Origin of the sequence: Streptomyces sp. SCL15-4 (assembly GCF_033366695.1) — a bacterium.
In the GTDB taxonomy this organism is placed as follows: domain Bacteria; phylum Actinomycetota; class Actinomycetes; order Streptomycetales; family Streptomycetaceae; genus Streptomyces.
In genome coordinates this window covers 5,282,277-5,301,710 of record NZ_JAOBTQ010000001.1, presented here as the reverse complement: position 1 = coordinate 5,301,710, position 19,434 = coordinate 5,282,277, and the positions used below count along the sequence as shown (strand labels likewise).

The window sequence follows — 19,434 nt, the reverse complement described above, 5'->3', positions numbered from 1 at the left end:
TCCGGCGCGACCGGCGGGACCGGCGGGACGCGATGCCGAGCGTCCCGCCGGGGTGCCGGGTCCGGTGACCGTCCCCAGGTGCCGGCGGGCGACCGGCAAGGCGCCGGCGATCCGGAGTTCCAGAGGCGGCGAGGCATCGACGGAGCCGCCCCTGGCACTCGTCGTCAAGGAAGAGCACCGGCGTGAGAAATCCGGATACCGGATGCACCTACGGGCGGGGCAGCCCTCTCCTCGGGGCCCTCCGCACCTCACTTTTGTCACGTCCCGGCAGTACGGTGTCCCCCATGCGCCCCGACACGCCTGCCGAGAATGTCGACCACACCGCCGAAGCGGCACGCCTGGAGCGGACCGCCGGCCTGTATCCGGAGGACGCCGAGACCCTCCTCCTGCGGGCGGCGGCCCACCTGGAACTGTCCGGCGACCGCCCCGCGGCCACCACGCTCTACGACCGCCTGCTGTCGTCCGCCGCGAACCTGGCCAGCCCCGCCCTGGTGCGCGCCCTGAAGGCGTCGAACCTGTGGGAGTACGGCCATGAGGCCGAGGCGAGGGCGATCATCGAGGGCATCCGCACGACGGCCCCCCGGGACCCTGCCCCATGGGTGATCGCGGCGGAGGCACTGGAGTCGCACGACGAGCTGGAGGCGGCGGCGGAGACGTTCACGGAGGGAACCCGCCTGCTGATCCCCGGCCCGGCGGAAGTACCCCTCCCCGCCACCCACCCCCTCCTCTACGGCCGCCACCGCGTCCGCCGCATGCTGGGCCTGCCGCACGACGACTGGGACAAGCTGGCGGACACCCTGCACACGGGCCCGGTCTCCCTGGACGAACTCCACGACCCGAAACGGGTGTGGTCGCTGGGCTCGGACAACCCGGCGGAACTGGAGGCGGAGATCTCCCGCCTGCGCGCGGAACTGGGCGCCTACCGAGCGGCCCTGTCCCGCCCGTTCCCGGTGGCGGTCCTGCACTGGCCGGCCCCGGAGCTGGAGGAACTCCTCACGACGTACCCGACCCTGTCCACCGAGTACCCGTCCCACGCCGAGCACCTGAGGACCATAGAGTCCTCACTCCGAGAACTCGCCTCCTCCGGCACGGCCAACCTCGGCATCGTGACGGGCACGGTCCCGTCCTACGAGGCCTTCGCCGCCTCGGAAGCCACACCCCCGACAGACCCCACCCTCCTACCCCAGTACGCGACGACCCTGGCAGCCCGGGGCCGGGCGGTGGCCTGGCCACCGGAGAGGGGGGCGGAGTGCTGGTGCGGGGCGGGGGCGGGGTATGGGGAGTGTCACGGGGCATAGACCGGGAAGAGGAGCGTGACCGCCGACTCGACAGCGTCGCTCCCGGCAGGAACGAAAGAACGACCAACCGTGGACACCACCCCTGAAACCCGCGCCCGGATGAGCCGGCAGAAGAGCCGGAACACGGAAGTCGAGATGGCCCTGCGGCGTGCTCTGCATGCGGCGGGGCTGAGATACCGGGTCCACCGCAAGCCGCTGAAGGGCGTGCGCCGCGAAGCCGATGTCATCTTCGGCCCGGCGAAGGTCGCCGTGTTCGTCGACGGCTGCTTCTGGCACGGCTGTCCACAGCACGCGACCTGGCCCAAGACCAACGCCGACTTCTGGCGCACCAAGATCGAGGGCAATCGCCGACGGGACATGGACACCGACGAGCGGCTGGCATCGGCCGGTTGGCTGGCCGTCCGGGTCTGGGAGCACGAGGACCCGGCCGAGGCCGCGGCACGCGTGGTCGCCTTCGTCCGGGCTCGTCGAACGAGAACCGACCGCACCTGACGGGCGGCCGCGCCGTAGCGGCCGCCGAAGCCATGCCGCAGCGGCGGCGCCGTCAGATATTTTTTGACATGCTCACCTCTGTCAAAAAACTGCTACTGTGTGGTCCGCGCTGACACACCGTCGGGCCGGCCCATGACAGGAGGCATGACGCACGATGCCGCATTCGGCACCATCCGCCGTGGAAGGCGAGGCCTTCGGAACCTGGCTCCGACGCCAGTTGCTTCGGGCCGGTATGTCGCAGGCGGACCTCGCGGCCAAGCTCGGCAAGACGCGCGCGGCCGTCTCGGCGTGGATCACCGGCCGTGCCGAGCCCCGCGACGAGACCAAGGCGCGCATCGCCGAGATCCTGGGCACCGACCTGGCGTCCCTGGTGACGCGAACGACGGACGTACCCATCGATCGACCGATTCGCTGGCACCATCGCCTCGCACACACCGACGGCGGCCGAGAGTACGGAAACGCGGCCGCGTTCGCCTTCGACGCAGACCTGTCCGTGCTCGCGCGCGAGGCGACGCAGAACTCGCTCGACGAGCGCTGTGATTCCCGCTCACCGGTTCGCGTCCACTACACGCTCCACGAGTTGGACGGGGCGCACCTCGACGCCTTCCTCTCCGCACTGCACTGGAAAGATCTGCTGCCGCACTACGAGGAGGCCGCGCGCGGCAACCAGAAGGTCTCGCGCAGTCTTCGTTCCGCCCTGACCGATCTCTCGCAGGAGCGTCGACTACGGCTTCTGCGCATCGACGACTACAACGCCTCGGGACTTACCGGGCCCGAGTACAGCGACGGCCGCTTCGCCGCGGTCGTACGCCGTCAGCTCGACAGTCACAAGATCACGGCCGGTCGGGCCGGCGGCTCCTACGGTCTGGGCAAGGCGACTCTCTGGGCGACCAGCCGCTTGGGCCTCGTATTGATCAACTCGACGTTGTCCGAGCCCCATGAGGGACGCACCGAGGGCCGGGTGGTCGGACGCCTGGATCTCCCTTGGCACGAGGTCGACGGCGAGGCCTTCGCCGGTCCCGCATGGTTCGGCGAGCCGGACACCGAACCCGAGCATCGCGGAGTGTCGCGCTCGTGGTGGGCCGACGACGAAACCCTGCGCCGCCTGCATCTGCGGCGATCCGGTACCGAACCCGGTACGTCCTTCCTCATCGTGGGCGCCTACGACGCCTCGGGGGCCGCCGAAACCCTCCAGGAGATGCACGACAAGCTCGTCCGGTCGCTCGCCGACGATTTCTGGGCCGCGATGATAGGCGGTCGGTCCGCCGAGCCGCTTCTCGACGCCCGGGTCACCACCCTGCGCAACGGGGAGGTCTATCTGCCCGAGCAGCAGGTCGACCCTCACGAGCATCATCCGGCGTTGAGTCGTGCCCTACGGGCGTACCTGGACGGGGATACCGTCGACAAACTGACGGCTGCCGACCAAGTGGTGCGCGCCGACGTCCCGTTGGTCGTGACCCCCCTGAAGGATCACGGTCGACCGCGCGACAGGGGCTGTGAACACCTCGCCGTGCTGCTCCTCACGCCGGCCGACGATCACGACACGCGCATCAACCAGGTGATCTGCATGCGCGGAAATCGGATGACCATCACCGAGCAACGCCCTCGGGACCTCCCCTTGGGGGCGCCGCCGTTCCAGGCCGTCCTGCTCGCCGGCTACGCGACCGGACGAGACGGGGAGGACGTGGCCCTGGCCGAAGCCTTCCTGAGGGCGTCCGAACCACCCGAACACGACCGATGGGACCGGACCGAGGAACTGACCACGACGTACCAAAGGGGCGCCCTCGCCAGGCTCAAGGAGTTCCGATCGGCGATCGACCACACGGTCCGCTCGCTCCTGGGCAAGCGCGAAATCACGCGCAGCGGTGGGCCTGCGGTACTGCGTGAGCTTTTGAAACTGGACACCGGGGCGGGCGTGGGCGGCCGACGGGCCCAGTCGTTCCCGACGGTGCGCAACATCGAGGCAAGGCTCGACGACCGGGGCGCTTGGCACGTCACTGTCCATCTGAAGCTGCCCGACGCGGACGACCCGTGGGTCCTCGCTCCGGTGGCCAAGTTCGACGTGCGTTCGGGCGGTCGCCCCTCCGTGGAATGGGAACTGCTCGTCGGCTCCGAAACGTGCCGCGCGGAGAACGGGACGATCGTTATCGAGCCCGGTGTCCGCACGGCGGTGTTCAGCGGCGTCACCGATCCGGCCAGTCATCCGGTCAGAGGCGGCTACGCCCGTCTGGTGGTCGACGTACCCAAGGCCCGCGGAGGTGAGGCATGAAGCCCGTCTTTCCCTACCCGACGCTCCTCGGCGACGTGACCTGCCAGATCGTGTCGGTCTCCGTGGACGGCAAGTCGCTGCCCTACACCAACGTCTCGACCACGGAGCGTGTGGTCGCCCTGCACCAATCCGGACGCGCACGGTGGGAGGAGGCAAGGCTGGACCTCCGCGTGGCGCTCCCGGAGGCCGAGTTGCGGGAAGGCCTCTGGCAGGACGTGACCTGCCTGGCGGTGTTGACCGAAAAGGCCACCAACGCGCGTATCACGGCGCGCCTTCGCCCTGAGCCGAACGGTGCCATGAGCGGCTCGATTTCCCTTACACGCACCGATCATCTGCGGCGCGCGACGCTGTCCTTGCTGGTCGTCGCCACCGTGGAGGGGGTCCCCGGCCGCCTCGTGGGGTCTGCGCAGGAGGACTGGTATATCGATCTCCAGGAGACCACACCGGTCCGCCAGCGAGAGATCGAGATCCTGCAGGTGGACTTCCGCGACGGTGCCCACCCGTGGTTGCGCCCCTTCAAGGAAGCACCGTGGATCGTGGAGACATCCGGGGACATGCCCACCGTCTACCTCAACACCAGCGCGGTCGAAGGTCTTGTCGAGGTGCTCGACGGCCGCGGTGGCAGCGCGACGGAGCGTGTCGTACGGGAGATGGCGGCTTCTCAGATCGCACAGGACGCCTGGACGGCGATGTTCCAGACGGCCGCCGGTGACCTGGACGAGGACGAGGACGGAACCCCCGTGATGCCCACCGGATGGCGCGAGGCCGTACTGCGCGCCATGCTTCCGGACGTACTGCCCGGCAGGCAACTCACCGATGCCCTGTACGAGATCAACGAACGCCGTACGAAGGGGTTCGGGTGGTCCGAGTTGCAGACGGGCATCCAGTACGCGGCCGGACGTCGCGCACAGGTCGCGAAGAAACTGACACACGCGGTGCGCACTGTCGACCGCGCCGAGAGGAGCGCCGACTGATGCCGCGCCGTGGGTCGTTCGACATCCCCCAGGTACTCGGCTTGTTGCCCGACGCGGCCGTGGCCAAGTACCTGAGCCGAGGCATACAGTCGGGTCAGGAGAACCCGCCTCAGGTGGCCCTGCGCAAGGCGAGCACGTCCCTTTCGGACACCGAGGCCCGATGGCGCACCGCGCCGATCCGGGAACTCGTCGAGCAGGCGATGACGCGCTTCGCGGAGGACCGCCGCGCATCGGACGGCTGGCTCGCGCCCCGGCTTCACGCCACCCTTCGCATGACACGGGCGGAGGCAGGCGATGGCAGGCTGTGGAACCATTTCGCCATGCTCGTGGCGCCCGATTATGTGGTGTGGCGCTGGCGTGGCAATGCCGAGATCGCCCAGAGTTCGCGCTTCTGCGGGCCCCACTACACCCAGTGCTTCTCTCGCCTGTGGTGGGCTGCCGAACTGTTCCGGAACGGCCCCGACTACCGACCCGTGGAGACCGCCTTCGCTCTCCAGGACATCCTCAACACGACGCTCCGCTTGGACATCATCGACCACCGGCCGACCGCGCAGGCTCTGTTGCGCGTCTTCGAGAGGCTGCTCTCCAGTGGTACTCCACGCCCCGCCGACCATGTGAACGCGCTCTCCTCCGCGGTGAACGCCGCCGGCAGCACACTCGTCTATGACGTCCTTGCTCCGGACGGCCCGCGGTTCGTGGACGAACTCCAGGACTGGATCGCCGAATCCGAGGAAGCGCCTCCCGCGCGCTGGGACCGGCTGCCGGAAGGTCCGCACGACGGTCGGGTGCCCCCGGACTCCGTCGACGCGCTCGTCCCGCTGTTCGACAAGCTTCTGTCCGAGGCCCCCCTGCGCCGTCGTGGCCGCGCCCCGGAGGAGGCAGCCGAGCACACCACCGTGCCGGCGCAACGCCGGGGTGTCAGCCTCGAAAAGGAACTCCCGCCGTGGATGACCTGAGACGAGTGGCGGCCTAAGCCTGGGCTTCGACTTCGACATCGTCAGGCGTGGCCTGTTCCCACGATTCCGCGGGCCATCGCAGCAGCTGTTCCCATACGTCGTCGCCCGGAATGCCCAGATCGAGGGCCGCGCTCAACACGTGCACCCCGAATCGCGGCGGCACCGCGTTGCCGATCTGCTGAGCCTGGTCGTTGCCCCGCCACGGATACCGATAGGGGAAGCTCTGGAACACGCCGGCTTCCTCGTTGCTCAGGCGGCTCAGCTCTCTTTCCGGCTCGCCGCGGCTCACGATCCGGTTCCGCTTCCACTTGCCGGTGATCGTTGCGGATGGTTCGTCGGATTCGCGCCGACCTCGTGCCTTGGGATCGCCACCACTGCCGTAATTGGAGACGACACAGAACGGCTCGGTGCGTTGCGCCTCCTTCTCCACAATGCCGCGCGCGTAGACCTCCTCAAGGGCCCTCTCCATCGAAACCCAGGACTCGCGCGGCCCGAAGAGCGTCTCGGTGGGCACGACACCCTTGCGGTACTGCTGGTGCGTCGGCGGCACGAAGTGCTTGGGGAACTCGGTACGCCGAGCGACGAGCACGGCACGACGACGCGTCTGCGGCACCCCGTACTGTTCGGTATGAAAGACCTTCGCCGTGGTGTGGTACCCCACGGCTTTCAGCACCTTCTCGTACTCGTGCCACACCGCGATGACCGCGGGAACCTGTTCCAGCACGATCACGTCGAAGGGCCGGGGTTCCGTCCCACCGTGACGCGGACGAAGCATCGCCTCGAAGACCCATCGAAGCGGCTGGAGGACCAACCCGGTGCGTTCGTCGTCGAGTTTTTCCAGCTCTCGCTGGATGTCCTCCCAGGTCTCCCCTTTGCGGCCCGCCTTCTCACGCTCGTACCAGTCGTGCATGCGGTGGATGAACTTCGTGACGTCTTCGAGCGCTTTGCGACCCGAGCCGCTTCCGGCGATGGAGAACGTCTGGCACGGGGGGCCCCCCGCCAACACGTTGCATGCCTTGAAGTCCCGGTGATCGGGCCCGAAAAGCCGGACGTCTCCGTGGACCGTCGGCAGTCCGGCGGCCAGACGGGTGGCCACGGCGTCGTCGTCCCATTCGATGCCGATCGACGGAATACCCAGGACGTCGGCCGCAAGATCCAGCCCACCGGGCCCCGCGAAGAGATCGACGATCTGGAACGGCCTTCCTCGGGCCTCTTCGGGCGGTGCGCTGGTCATGGTGGGAAAGTCTATCGGCCGCGCGACCCGCCCGACTCCACCTTCACCAACCGTCCCAAGGGCGTCAGGACCCGGCTTCGGAGCGCAGAGCAGAGGCGATGGCCTCGCCCACCGCCCGCGCGAGCGGAGGGGGTGTGGCATTGCCCACTTGCCTGTAGCGCACGGTCTTCCGTCCGGCGATGCGCCACTCCGGCGGAAAGCCCTGCAGCAGAGCCGCTTGCTCGACGGTGAGCGGGACGAGTCCGTTGCGACCGACTGCCGGATTCCAGACAAAATCGGCATCCGGCACCTCGTCGGCGACGGTCGCCCCGTCAACCCCCATCAGCGCCCACTTGCGCTTGGCGCCGGTCGGCCCGAGATCCGCTCCGCCACGATCCCAAGAGCCGCCGACGATGGTGGGCGCCGGCACACCGGCATGGTCGGCCCACTTGTCGGCATCGGGCCATCCGCGGGCTCCCATGGAGTCGCGCAGCGTCTCCCCCACCGTAGGGATCGGTCCCGGATGTGGCGTGGGCCACTCGAATCGGTCGATCAGGTCGTCCTTGAAGGCGACGAGGAAGCCGACCTCGCGGTGTTGTGGCACCCCGTAGTCCTTGGCGTCGAGCACGTGCCACCGAAAGCGGTAGCCAAGGTGATCCAGTTCCTCGCCGACGAACTCCCTAATCGGCTGGTATTCGACCTTTCTTGCCAGATCGGGCACATTCTCGAGCAGAACCGCCCGCGGTTGCACGCCGTAGACCAGGTCGACGGCGGCCATGAGTACCGCGAGTTCCGCGTCGTCTCCTCTGGTGCGATTCGCCGCCGCGGGCGACTTCACCCGGGGCAGGCCCCCGGAGAGCAGGTGGACGTCGTATACCTGCTGCTCGTCCACGGGGTCGAAGTCGGCGAGATCGACCTCCCGGACGTCCCAGTGGGGCCGATTGGTACGCAGCGTCTCGCAGGCGATCGGCCGATTGTCGAGCAGCAGCACCGGGTCGAACCCCGCCTCTTCCAGGCCGCGCGCGAGCCCACCGGCCCCGGCACAGACCTCCAGCGAGGTGAGACGAGTCGACGAAGCTCCGTCACCGTGCGCCGCGGCGGGCGGCACCTCTCCCCCGATCACGCTGCCCTCGTCCTCCCGTCGTCCTCGAACGGAGGCCGTTCGAGGCCACGCCGACCCGGCCGGCCGGCCAAAAACCCCTTGATCAAGGGTACTGGCCGACCGGACGTGCCGCGGAGTCTTTCGTTCACGGGGCGTCGATGATCGCCTGTCCTTCCTTGCCCGAGTCGATCGTCGTGAAGCGCAGTACGCGACCGTCGGTGCGTCGGGCCGACGCGGGCGCTACGAAGGAGAAGGCCATGGTGACCTTCTCGGGCGCGAGCCGACCGTCCTCGTCGATGTCGGCCCGGTGCTTCGGCTCCACCACCGGATACACCACGACGACGCCCCTACGAGGAGCGACCAAAGCCTCGGTGCTCCGGTCCCCCGAGTCGGCGAGGCCGCCCGCGATGCGCAGCGGCACCGCGCGGTGCTTGGGCTCGCTCAGGGCGCCGAAGAGCGGACCCCGTCGACGCTCGCGCCCGAACCAGGCGTACGAGCGATTGCCGGCGCCGAGCAACAGGCGTTGTCCGCGCTTCGCGTGCTGCGGTGCGAGCACGAGCCAGTCGTCGATGTCCGACGAGTCAGCCTCGTTGATCTCGGACAGATACGCGAGATGGGGCGCGAACTGCGAGGGAGCCTCCCAGCGCACCTGGCGAACCAGATCGAGGAACTCTCCGGGTGTGAGCGTCCCGACGAACGCGTCGAACCGGTGGGTGACGGCGTCGCGGTGGGGCTCGGGCGGGAAGTGATAGGCGAACGACGCGGCCGTGGTGGACAACGACTCGAGGACCGGGAGCCAAAGGTGCGCGTTGTGCCGCAGATCGGCCGCCCGGGTCGGGTAGGCCGTGGGCTCCTGCCACTGTCCGGGGGACCGCAGCTCGACCAGGCGGGCGTTGTACATCTTGTTCGGGCTGGTCGGCTTGAGCCAGGGCAGATGCTGCGAAACGAGCGGAGGCACCTGGTCGGGGGTGACCTGTGGCTTGCCGTCGATCATCTGCGCGTACTGCTTCAATTCCTTGCGGAAGTTCTCCTCGTCGAGACAGATCGCCTCGAAGCCGGCGTAGAGGTCGATCTCCTTGGTCCCCACGGTTTCCGCCCGGCCGAGGAAGAGGCGCACCAGGTCCCGGTAGCCGTCGCGGAAACCGAACCAACGCCCCATCTGCATGAGGGTGGACGCATTGCCCGCACGGCGACGGAAGTAGGAGACGGTGAGTCCTTCGACGGTGAATCCACGGGCGAGCTTCTGACCGCCGATGAGAATCTTCCAGATGGAGCGCTTGTCGAAGTCCGCCTCACCGGTCTCGATGTCCTTGTCGCCGTTGACGACGATGATCGGACGGTCGTCGCCACCGATCCGGGCGACGGCCGGTCCCACATACGGAGCCAGCGCCTCGTAGGAGGGCGGGACGGCATGACCGTCCGCGCGTACGGCCGACACGGGAGCGAGATCCTTCTCGAAGAGTTCTCGCAAACGCAGGCGACCGGCCTCCCCCATATACCCCGCGTTCCACCACATCTCGGTTGCCCTGCCCAGGAGTTCGCGGTGCACATCGGTGCGTACGGATTCGTGGATCAGCATCGTGTGATGCTGGAAGTAGCGATCTCCCAGTCCTCCCTTGTCCTCTCGATACAGCTTCATGGCAGCCGTGAGGACAAACATGTCCATGGCCTGCTGCAGACAGAAGTCGTCATCGCCGCTCTCGTCGTGCACGGTGATGTTGCGCACGTGAGCGAGTTCGTTCGAGTTGGCGAAGTCGCGCTCGTCCTCCGGGATCTCGGAGTCGAGGTCGTGGAAGTCACGGGCGCCCATGTATCCCTCGGGGCGCGGCAGGGAGACGATGAAGTCCTTGGGGAAGATGTCCTCGGCGTCGCTGGGGTCTACGAACACGTTGGCATATGGGGTGGCCGTGTATCCGACATACTGGGCACGCGGCAGCAAATGCAGCAGTTCCGAGATCTTCAGGTTGATGGCGCTGCGTTCCGCGTCGGGCTTCGTGAGGTTGGAGGTGTTGACCGACGCCTCGTCGGACTCGTCGTCGATGATCAGGACGGGAATCTCGGAGAGCGGCGTTTTGATCTTCTTCAGATCCTTCACGAGCTTACCCAGGACCGTCTTGTGCTTCTTGACGACCATGAGGCGCGCCGACGACCGGTGCAGGTTGCGTGGATCGTAGAGCGGCAGCGCCGGCTCCTGCTTCTCGAATTCCAGCGCCGTGATTCCCTGCAACAGGCTCTTGTAGTCGTCGTCCCGTGTGGTGAGCCGTACGATATCGAACCCGCCTCGAGTCGACGGCAGATCGCCGAAGCTGGTGAACCTGCCCTGGATCCAGGCCGGATCGTTGGCGTAGTCGGATTCGTACTCGCTCGCTCCGCGCAGGATGTTCTCGCGCCCGACCAACTCCATGTCGAGACGCCGTTGAGTCTGTGCCCGGAGCATGTTGAGGGTGCCGCCGAGGACGATGACCAGGCGGTAGCCGGCGTCGACCGCCTTGGCGATCACCCCGGCGAAGTTCGCGGTCTTGCCGGACTGGACATAGCCGACGACCAGCCCCTTCGACTGATAGGCGGTAGGCTGCGTCGGGTCGGCCAGCCGTTCGACCACCGAATCGGTGGCGACGTCGAGTCCGGCCACGGCCTCGGGCCCCCATCCCTTCCTCTCCAGGTAGGAACGGTAGGCCGGCCAATACCAGGAACGCCCCTGCATCGACTGCGGCGCGTACCACGGGACGAACTCGTCGCTGATGACCACTGGAGCGTCGACCCGAGACACAGGGACGAGGCCGTCCAGCAGCTTGCGCGTCTGCTCGGACAAGGCGAGCAGACCGTAGACATCGTCTCGGCGCTGCTGGGTCCGCTCCGGGCTGTGGGACCACGGGGCGTCCGGCAGGAAATCCCAGTCGGTCAGTTTCCTGCGCCACGCCTCGACCAGCGGGTCCGTCGGACGAGATCTTTCCAGTGCCGCGCGCACGATGTCCTCACGTGCCAGGTCCTCGGCTTCCGGAGAGATGCTCTCCGCCTGGTAGCCGAGTGCGCGCTCGAGATTTTTGGGGCGGCTGGTACGCATGTCCGCGAGGGCGGCATCGAGCACTCGCAGGAGGAGGGCATCGGCAGGGCTGCTGGTCATGTGTTTCCTCTGGGGGCCGGCAAGCGCCGGGAGTCGGTCAGGGAAGCGGCAGATCGGAAAGGTCGAGAGGCGGCGGTTGCCCGTCGGACGACAATCCCGTGACGTCCACCACGTAGTTCACCGTGTCGATGCGTTCGACCGCGCCTTCTGGCAGGTTTTCCGCCGTGAGACGAGGCATGCCGGTCGCCCGGATCAGCAGGGGACTGTCGCGCGGTGTCCAACGCTCGTCGTCCGGCTGTTCGGCGTCCCAACCCACGGCATTCAGCAGTCCGTCCAGGCGCCGACCCAAGGCGATGTTCTCGGCTGCGGCCGCGTCGCGCACCGCTTTCACCGAGTCCGCGAGGGTGCGCCCGCCGGCACCGCCTCGAGTCAGGCGCAACGACGCGAACCAGAGTGGCCGTCCGGTTGTCTCCGTGAGCTGCCCGAGACCGTGGATGGTGTGTCTACGGCGCTCCGCGGCGGTCGTCTTGACCTCCAGGTCCGCCGATTCGAGGGCGAAGTCGTGCTCCTCACCGGTCGGGCCCACCCAGGCGTCGAGTGCCGCCTGCCATCCGATGGTTCCGGCCGTCCTCGCCAGGACGGCAAGTTCACCGTGGAGTCCGAGACGTCTTTCCCTCGACAGACCACGGGGCCTTCCGAGGAGCGCGCTCCAGCCGTGCACCGTCTCGTCGAAGGCCCTCGCCAGACCCTGCCCGTCGACGACGATACGATCCGCCACGGCCAGCAGAAGGTCGTGGAAGTCACGGAGCAGCTCGGGTTCCGAGGTCGTGACGCGCGCCAGGCGCCGGCCGCCGTGGAGGACCCGGTCGATTCGGACAGCCGCCAGCGGTGAGCTTGGAGCATGATGGCGTCCCGTGAGTTCGACGTGCAGGGCGATACCGCGTCCCGCGGCCGCGATCTCGTAGGAGACCAAGGGCTCGTCGGCGGCCGAGAGTCGGTAGCTGGCTCCCAAGCCGCGTCCCAGATAGTGCTCGACCGTTGTCCAGGGCAGTTCGACCGTGGAGGGCGTCGCGGCGGAGTCGGTTTCGTTTGGAAAGTCTTCGACTTCGCCTCTTCGGCTGTCCATCAGTCGGCCACCCGATCCAGTTCCGTGCGTGCGGCGGCGACGAGAACGGACTGCCAGAGTTCGATGTTGTCCTTGAGTCGGCTCCCCAGCCGTTCACGCTGAAAGGCATCCTGCATCAGTAGGTACATCAGAGCCTTGACCACCGGGGCGTCGTTGAGTGTACCGCTGCGGCCACCGAGCAGTGCGGCCCGGTAGTGCTGGTTGAGCAGGAGGACCTGGGCTTCCTGGTCGATCTCGAAAAACCTGTCGTTGGGGAGCTTCTGCCAGCGGAACTGCAACGGCGTCTCGGGGAGCAAGGGCAGTTCCTCCTCGATAACCTGGCGCACCTGTGGATCCATGCCCCGCCCCGGCGGCACGGCGGCCTTACGTGCGACACCGGCCCGTTTCCGCGCTTCCCGATAGACCCGCTCGGCATCCCCGAGGTATCCGGCGAACGTACGCCCTTGATCGTCCTTGGCGTTGTCGAGCGCGGCCGTGAACTCGGGAGAGGCCTGCACTCCTTCCTTCTTCACAGTCAGCCGGAAGACTTCCCCTTCGGGATCGTCCGGCAGGTCCACCGCCACTCGGGCAAGGGCTAGGTGCTGCTCCGGCTGGCGGTAGTTGTTCCAACCGCCGGCCTGCACGAGCCGGTCGTTGCGGTAGAAGTAGAACCCCTCCCGCTCGACGACCGCGCCGAAGGCCTTGTATTCGTCAAGAGAGGAACGCGGCGGCCAGATATGGGCGCGCAGGTCGATGGGGCCGAGGGAAGCCGTTTCGACGACGAATGTGCTCGGGTAGCCGATGTCTGCCGACATCGGATAGCCGAAGGGATCCAGCGACTCGACACCGTAGTTGGCATATTCGATGCCCGTCCGAACGTCTTGGACGGAGATGGTGATGTGGAAATCGCCCCGGGCAAGGAATCGATGCAGATACAGTCCCAGGTGCAGACCCAACTTGTTGACCGTGCGATGGAGGTAACGGTCGGTCTGGCCTCCGCCGCCGTGCTTGGGGAAGTCCTTGACACCGTCCCATCGGACGATCGTCCCCTGGAATCCGATCGGTCGTCCCTGGTAGAAGTCGACGAAGTCCTGGGCGAAGTCGGGATCGATGATGTCGCACTCGAAGCTCTTCTTGGCGTGCTCCATCAGCCAGCGCCGACCGACGGGGCGGGTGCGCTTGGTGCGACTCACCACCGTCACCGATTCGGCGTGGCTGAGCGACGCGGACTTCAGACCGGTACCGAACATGCCGAGCGATCCCTTGGCGTAACCACGACGACCGCCCACCGTCATGGCCACGTCCAGCTCGTCTTCGCTCATCCCCTTGCCGTCGTCGACGAGTACCAGGCTGACCAGTTGGTCACCGTCACGCAGGAAGTGGATGACGACGTTCGCCGCGCCCGCGTCGATGGAGTTGTCCACCAAGTCGGCGATGGCGGCTTCGAAGCCGTAGCCCTGGCTGCTGAGCGCTTCCATGTAGCGCCCGTCGGGTGGCAGCCGCTTGGTGCCGGCCGTGGGGACTTCGAACTGCCACTCGCTGACCATGACCTGCCTTATCGCATGAGTGCCCGCTTGCCCGTAAGCCGGACATCGTCATCATGCGACGAGGAGACGACCGTAGTCGACCGTCGGCGGGAACTCCGCGCCCAGAGAGACGCCATGCCGCATCAGGCTCACCGGTGCTTTGCGGCACTTGCCTGCGAAGCCGGAAGAGGTCGTCGCTCTGCGAACCGGGCGCCGCATGTGTGCTGCGCGGCGCCCGGATGGCTCGGGATTAAGCCGCTGCGGCCAGATCCGCCCGCCCGAACAGAAGCGCGTAGCCCGGTGGGAGTTGGGACAGGACTCGGGTGGTCAGGGGTTCGCCCACGTGGGTGGAGAGGGTGCTCAGGACCGAGCTGACGTCCCAGCGGGCCGTGGCCGGGGTCGCGCCCTCTATGCGGGTGGCGACCGAGTCGACGAACTCGCGGGCCGTCAGGGGGTGGGTCGCCGGGATCTGGGAGGCGATGATCCGGCCCGCCTCCTGGGGGAGGGCCTGAGCCAGGGCCACGCGTTCGTCGCCGGTGACGTAGCCGCCCAGGGCCGACAGGACGATGCGGGTGATGCGTTCCGCCTCCGTCCTCGTCGGGTACTGGCCCGCCTCGCGTACCGCCTCGGTCAGTTCCAGCCAGCCGGTGTCCTCGGCCGCGTCGCGGGTGCGGGGGCGTACGGACGGGGCCGGGGCGGGGATGGTGGTTCTGGGCTGCGGGGTCGTCACGGTCATCGTGGTGGCTCCTCCTCCGGGACACTTCGGGGCACCGGAATCCCGGTACCCCGTAACGCGGTGGGCATGAGCGGGAGTTCGGCCAAAGTGCGGCCGGTGGTGCTGCATGAGTGTGTGAGTGGCGTGATGCGGGTGTGGTGTGTGCGGACGGCCGGTGCCGCTCGCGCTCCTGCCGTCGGACGCGGCCCGGGGTCCGTTTCCAGTCCGGGGAGGGCGCGTCCCGGGCCCCGCTCCGAGCCCGGGGCACGTCCCGAGTCCCTCCGGACCCGGGGGCACCTCCCGGGCTCCGCTCCGGGTCGAGGAGCGCGTCCCGGGTCCCGCTCTGAGTCCGGAGAGGGCGCGTCCCGGGTCCCGCTCCGGGCCCGGGGCCGCGGCCCGGGGCTCCTCCGGACCCGGAGGCGATTCCCGGGCTCCGTTCCGGGACCGGAGGCGCGTCCTCGTCGGCGGTGGCCGGTGGCCGGGCCGCCTGGTTCAGCCGCTGATCTGCCTGCGGCCCGGTCCTCCGTCGGTGATGCGGATGCGGCGGGGCTTGGCCTGTTCGCCACCGGGATGCGCAAGGTAAGGACGCCGGCCTCGTACGAGGCGTCGATGCGGTCCGTGTCGAGCGTGTCGCCCAGGAACAGCTGGCGGGTGAACGTGCCCGTCGGCCGCTCGGCGACCAGGATCTCCGCGTCCTCGGGAGCGGGGCCGCGTCGTTCGGCGCGGACGTTGAGGACGTTGCGCTCGACGTCCAGTTCGATCGTCCCGGGGTCGATGCCGGGCAGGTCGAAGTGGACCAGGAACTCGTCCCCGGACCGGTAGGCGTCCATCGGCATCGCGGCCGGGCCCACGGCGTTCGTGCCGAGCACCTGCTGCGCGAGCCGGTCGAGTTCGCGGAACGGGTCCGTGCGCATGAGCATCACAGGTCACTCCTCTCTTCAGGCGCTGTGTGCGATGCCCTTCGGCTTCTTATATAACTCTCCGCTGGAAACTTGACAAGCCTCGACTCAGGTTCGTTCCCCCCTCCGACCTGCGCGTTAACCTCGGGACAGGTACCAGTGATCAGCAGCAGATGGCAGCACCAGGGATCAACGAGGGTTTACCAGGAGGCACTCATGGCCAGGGTTCCCAGCGCGCTCGTCGCCGCCACCGGGCTCGTCGGCGGCTACGGCGTCGCCCGTTGGACCAAGAAGCGGCAGCTGGGCGGGGCCGTGCTGGCCGTCGCCGGGGCCGCCGCCGCGCAGCAGTGGCGCGCGCGGGCCGGCGGGAAGGCCGCGGGTGCGCTGACCGCCGCCTACGTCGCCGCCTTCGCCGGCTCCCACCCGCTCGCCAAGAAGGTCGGCGCCTGGCCGTCCGTCCTCGGTGTCGCCGGTGCCGTCGCCGCCGCCTCCTGGGCCGTCGCCGACCGCAAGGCCTGACGGCCACACCGACACCGACACCGACACCGACAGCAACAGCAACAGCAACAGCAACAGCAACAGCGGCTACGACACCTTCTCCCGCGCCCGGAACGCCTTCCGGTAGCCCTGCGGGCTCGTCCCCGCCACCCTCCGGAAGCGTTCCCTGAAGGCCGTCGGAGAGCCGAACCCCGTCTGGGACGCGATGCGTTCCACGGGGTGGTCCGTCGTCTCCAGCAGGTGCTGGGCCCGCCGCACCCGCGCCCGGTGCAGCCACTGCAGCGGTGTCGTCCCGGTCTGGTCGCGGAAGCGGCGGTTGAGGGTACGGGTGCTCATGCCGGCCTTCGCCGCGATCTCCTCCAGCGACAGATCGCGGTCGCAGTGGTCCTGCAGCCAGAGCAGCAGCGGCTCCAGGGTGGCGCCGGCCGGTGCCGGAGGCAGGTCGTGGACGATGAACTGCGCCTGCCCGCCCTCCCGTTCCAGCGGCATCACCGACATCCGGGCCGCGTGCGCGGCGACCGCCGAGCCGAAGTCCCTGCGGATCATGTGCAGGCACATGTCCAGGGCCGAGGCCGCGCCGGCCGACGTCAGGAACTGGCCGTTGTCGACGTAGAGCACGTTCGGGTCGACGGTCACCCGCGGGTACCGCGCCGCCAGGTCACCGGCCGCGGCCCAGTGGGTCGTCGCGCGCAACCCGTCGAGCAGGCCCGTCGCCGCGAGGAGGAACGCGCCCACGCACACCGACGCGATCCTGGTGCCGTTCGCCGCCGCCGCGCGCAGCGCCTCCGCGACCCCGGGCGGCAGCGTCTCCGGCGGGTCCGCGACCCCCGGCAGCATGATCGTGTCGGCCTCCGCGAGCGCCTTGAGGCCGTAGGGCGCCCGGACCGTGAAGGCGCCCGAGGCGACCTCCTCCCGTACCGAGCACACCCGCACCCGGTACGGCTCCCGGCCGTCGGGCAGCCGGGCCCAGCCGAAGGTGTCGATGGGAGCGGACAGGTCGAACGGGATGACGCCGTCCAGCGCCAGTACGGCCACGGTGTGCATGGCAGGAACCTAGTCGGTCGACCGGTTCCCGCCAAGGCCGTTCAAGGAGGGAAGAGACGGTCCGGGCGGCCTTCCGCACCGCTGGCGGGAATCCGTCGGCAGGTGGCAGTCCTGCCACTTCTGCGTGATCACCGCGCGTCCTAGCGTCGGCCCGTGACCAAGTTCCTCCTCGCCGTGCACGTCATCGCCGCGATCCTCGCCATCGGGCCCGTCGCCGTCGCCGCCAGCATGTTCCCGCCCGCCGCCCGCCGGGTCCCCGCCGCCGCCGACGGCATCGGAATCGGCACCGGCACCGGCACCACCAGCGGCACCGACGACGGCAGCGGGACCGACGCCACCGCGAGCCTGCACCTGCTGCACCGGATATGCCGGGTCTACGCCGTCGTCGGCGTCGTCGTCCCCGTCTTCGGCTTCGCCACCGCGAGCCGCATGGGTGTGCTCGGCAGTGCCTGGCTGATCGTGTCCATCGCGCTGACCGTCCTCGCCGCGCTCGTCCTGGCCGCGGTGATCCTCCCGGCCCAGGCCGCGCTGCTCGAAGCCGACGGCGGCGGCACCCGCTCCGCCACCGCCGCCCGCCTCGCCATGGCCACCGGCGTCTTCAACCTGCTGTGGGCCGCCGTCACCGTCCTGATGATCGTCCGGCCGGGCTCCACCACCGGCGCCTGACGCTCACGGCCTGCTCGCCGCCGGCGGTGCCGCGGGACCGCTGCCGCGCGCACCCGGCGTGCCCCCGGACGGCCGCGCCGCCGCCTTGGCCCGGCTCGCCACCGCCGTCAGCGGGCGGGCGATGTCCTCCAGGGAGCGGCCTTCGGCCCGTACCGCCAGGAACACGGCGACCAGGCCGGCCGCGCACATCAGCGCGGCGCCGATGCAGAAGGCCAGGACGGTGTCGCCGACCCGGCCGGTGCCCGTGAGGTCGGCGAAGAGGAGCGGGCCGCTGATGCCGCCGGCCGCGGTGCCGAGGGCGTAGAAGAAGGCGATGGACATGGCGCGGGTCTCCATCGGGAAGATCTCCGACACCGTCAGATAGGCGCTGGAGGCGCCCGCCGAGGCGAAGAACAGCACCGCGCACCAGCAGGCGGTCAGCCCCACCGCGTTCAGCGCGCCCCGGTCGAACAGCCAGGCCGTGCCGAACAGCAGCAGGCCCGACAGCAGATAGGTCGAGGAGATCATCACGCGCCGGCCGACCGTGTCGAAGAGCTTGCCGAGCAGCAGCGGGCCGCAGAAGTTGCCGGCCGCGATCACCGCGAAGTAGTAGCCGGTGCGGTCGGAGGGCACGTCGTAGAACTTGGTCAGGATGGCGCCGAAGCCGAAGGTGATGGCGTTGTACAGGAACGCCTGGCCGATGAAGAGGGAGAAGCCGAGGACCGCGCGCCTGCGGTAGCGGCCGAATACCGTGCGGGCGATCTCCAGGAAGGAGACGCTCTTGCGCTGGTGGATCTCCAGTTCGCCCTCGGGCTCGGCCAGCCGTTCGCCGCGCTCGGCCTCCACCCGGCGTTCGATGCCGGAGACGATCTCCTCGGCCTCCCGGTCCCGGCCGTGGATCAGCAGCCAGCGCGGGCTTTCCGGGACGTGCCGTCGTACCAGGAGGATGACGAGCGCGAGGACGGCGCCGAGGGCGAAGGTCAGCCGCCAGCCGACGTTCGCGGCCAGCAGGTCGGTGTCCAGCGCGACGATCGACAGCAGCGAACCGCCGACCGCGCCGAGCCAGAAGCTGCCGTTGATGATCAGGTCGACCCGGCCGCGGTAGGCCGCCGGGATCAGCTCGTCGATCGCGGAGTTGATCGCCGCGTACTCGCCGCCGATGCCGAAGCCGGTCAGGAAGCGGAACAGGAAGAACCACCAGGCTTCCCAGGAGACCGAGGTCAGGGCCGTCGCGGCCAGGTACACCACCAGGGTGATCATGAAGAGGTTCCGGCGGCCGAACCGGTCGGTCAGGCGGCCCCAGAACAGCGCTCCGACACAGGCGCCCGCGACGTAGAGCGCGGCGGCGACGCCGGTGACCTGCCCGGAGGAGATCGCCAGGCCGCTGCCGGACTCCGACAGCCGGCTGGCGATGTTGCCGACGACCGTGACCTCCAGGCCGTCCAGGATCCATACGGTGCCCAGCCCGATCACGACGGTCCAGTGCCAGCGGGACCAGGGCAGCCGGTCCAGCCGGGCGGGGATGTTCGTGGTGATCGTCCGGCCGGTCCCCATCGGCGGCGTCTCCGCTTCGCTCATCTGACCCCTCCTCCTCGAAGGACGGAGAACCGGGTGCCCGGCCCGCGCCGGAACAG

Annotated in this window: 15 protein-coding genes and 1 pseudogene; 7 read left to right on the top strand and 9 right to left on the bottom strand. The window is 68.9% G+C overall.

Annotation, left to right across the window (positions count from 1 at the left end; translation table 11 throughout):
- The first annotated feature begins 284 nt into the window (after positions 1–284).
- The 5 genes from SCK26_RS23725 (at position 285) to SCK26_RS23705 (ending at position 5,989) form a co-directional block, all read left to right on the top strand.
- A complete protein-coding gene (locus SCK26_RS23725) occupies positions 285–1,298 on the top strand; it encodes a hypothetical protein (RefSeq protein WP_318203335.1) in 1,014 nt (337 codons plus the stop codon).
- A 15-nt stretch (positions 1,299–1,313) separates the two neighbouring features.
- Positions 1,314–1,790 carry a very short patch repair endonuclease gene (locus SCK26_RS23720; protein ID WP_318203334.1) on the top strand — a complete coding sequence of 159 codons (477 nt, stop codon included), beginning with the start codon at positions 1,314–1,316 and terminating at the stop codon, positions 1,788–1,790.
- Positions 1,791–1,944: 154 nt separating this feature from the next.
- A complete protein-coding gene (locus SCK26_RS23715) occupies positions 1,945–4,059 on the top strand; it encodes a helix-turn-helix transcriptional regulator (protein WP_318203333.1) in 2,115 nt (704 codons plus the stop codon).
- A complete protein-coding gene (locus tag SCK26_RS23710) occupies positions 4,056–5,033 on the top strand; it encodes a hypothetical protein (RefSeq protein WP_318203332.1) in 978 nt (325 codons plus the stop codon). Before SCK26_RS23715 ends, SCK26_RS23710 begins: the two co-directional genes overlap by 4 nt.
- Entirely contained in the window at positions 5,033–5,989 is a 957-nt protein-coding gene (locus tag SCK26_RS23705; protein WP_318203331.1) for a DUF6339 family protein, read from the top strand. The genes SCK26_RS23710 and SCK26_RS23705 overlap by 1 nt, the downstream gene beginning before the upstream one ends.
- A gap of 13 nt (positions 5,990–6,002) precedes the next feature.
- Here SCK26_RS23705 and SCK26_RS23700 read toward each other — a convergent pair whose 3' ends face one another.
- The 7 genes and pseudogenes from SCK26_RS23700 to SCK26_RS23670 all read right to left on the bottom strand — a co-directional run bounded on the left by SCK26_RS23700 (position 6,003) and on the right by SCK26_RS23670 (position 15,634).
- Positions 6,003–7,223, bottom strand: a complete 1,221-nt coding sequence (locus tag SCK26_RS23700) for a DNA cytosine methyltransferase (protein ID WP_318203330.1) — start codon at positions 7,221–7,223, stop codon at positions 6,003–6,005.
- Positions 7,224–7,287: 64 nt separating this feature from the next.
- Positions 7,288–8,325 (bottom strand): DNA cytosine methyltransferase, encoded by a 1,038-nt coding sequence (locus SCK26_RS23695; RefSeq protein WP_318203329.1) that lies wholly within the window; start codon positions 8,323–8,325, stop codon positions 7,288–7,290.
- A 124-nt stretch (positions 8,326–8,449) separates the two neighbouring features.
- On the bottom strand, positions 8,450–11,428 hold the full coding sequence (locus SCK26_RS23690) for a Z1 domain-containing protein (protein WP_318203328.1): 2,979 nt from the start codon (positions 11,426–11,428) through the stop codon (positions 8,450–8,452).
- Positions 11,429–11,465: 37 nt separating this feature from the next.
- Positions 11,466–12,494 (bottom strand): PD-(D/E)XK motif protein, encoded by a 1,029-nt coding sequence (locus tag SCK26_RS23685; protein ID WP_318203327.1) that lies wholly within the window; start codon positions 12,492–12,494, stop codon positions 11,466–11,468.
- Entirely contained in the window at positions 12,494–14,020 is a 1,527-nt protein-coding gene (locus SCK26_RS23680) for an ATP-binding protein (protein WP_318203326.1), read from the bottom strand. Before SCK26_RS23680 ends, SCK26_RS23685 begins: the two co-directional genes overlap by 1 nt.
- 229 nt (positions 14,021–14,249) lie before the next feature.
- Positions 14,250–14,735, bottom strand: a complete 486-nt coding sequence (locus SCK26_RS23675; protein WP_318203325.1) for a DUF2267 domain-containing protein — start codon at positions 14,733–14,735, stop codon at positions 14,250–14,252.
- Between the two features lie 471 nt (positions 14,736–15,206).
- Positions 15,207–15,634 (bottom strand): annotated as a pseudogene (locus SCK26_RS23670) (Hsp20/alpha crystallin family protein).
- Between the two features lie 195 nt (positions 15,635–15,829).
- Here SCK26_RS23670 and SCK26_RS23665 point away from each other — a divergent pair.
- Positions 15,830–16,132: a hypothetical protein gene (locus tag SCK26_RS23665; protein ID WP_318203324.1), complete on the top strand. Its 303-nt coding sequence runs from the start codon at positions 15,830–15,832 to the stop codon at positions 16,130–16,132.
- Positions 16,133–16,198: 66 nt separating this feature from the next.
- Here the strand turns inward: SCK26_RS23665 and SCK26_RS23660 are convergent, their stop codons facing one another.
- The gene (locus SCK26_RS23660) at positions 16,199–17,155 is read right to left on the bottom strand and encodes a GlxA family transcriptional regulator (protein WP_318203323.1); all 957 of its coding nucleotides are present in this window, start codon (positions 17,153–17,155) and stop codon (positions 16,199–16,201) included.
- 153 nt (positions 17,156–17,308) lie between these two features.
- Between SCK26_RS23660 and SCK26_RS23655 the strand changes: the two genes are divergently transcribed.
- Positions 17,309–17,821 (top strand): hypothetical protein, encoded by a 513-nt coding sequence (locus tag SCK26_RS23655; RefSeq protein WP_318203322.1) that lies wholly within the window; start codon positions 17,309–17,311, stop codon positions 17,819–17,821.
- A gap of 3 nt (positions 17,822–17,824) precedes the next feature.
- Here the strand turns inward: SCK26_RS23655 and SCK26_RS23650 are convergent, their stop codons facing one another.
- Entirely contained in the window at positions 17,825–19,378 is a 1,554-nt protein-coding gene (locus tag SCK26_RS23650; protein WP_318203321.1) for an MFS transporter, read from the bottom strand.
- Positions 19,379–19,434: the final 56 nt, after the last annotated feature.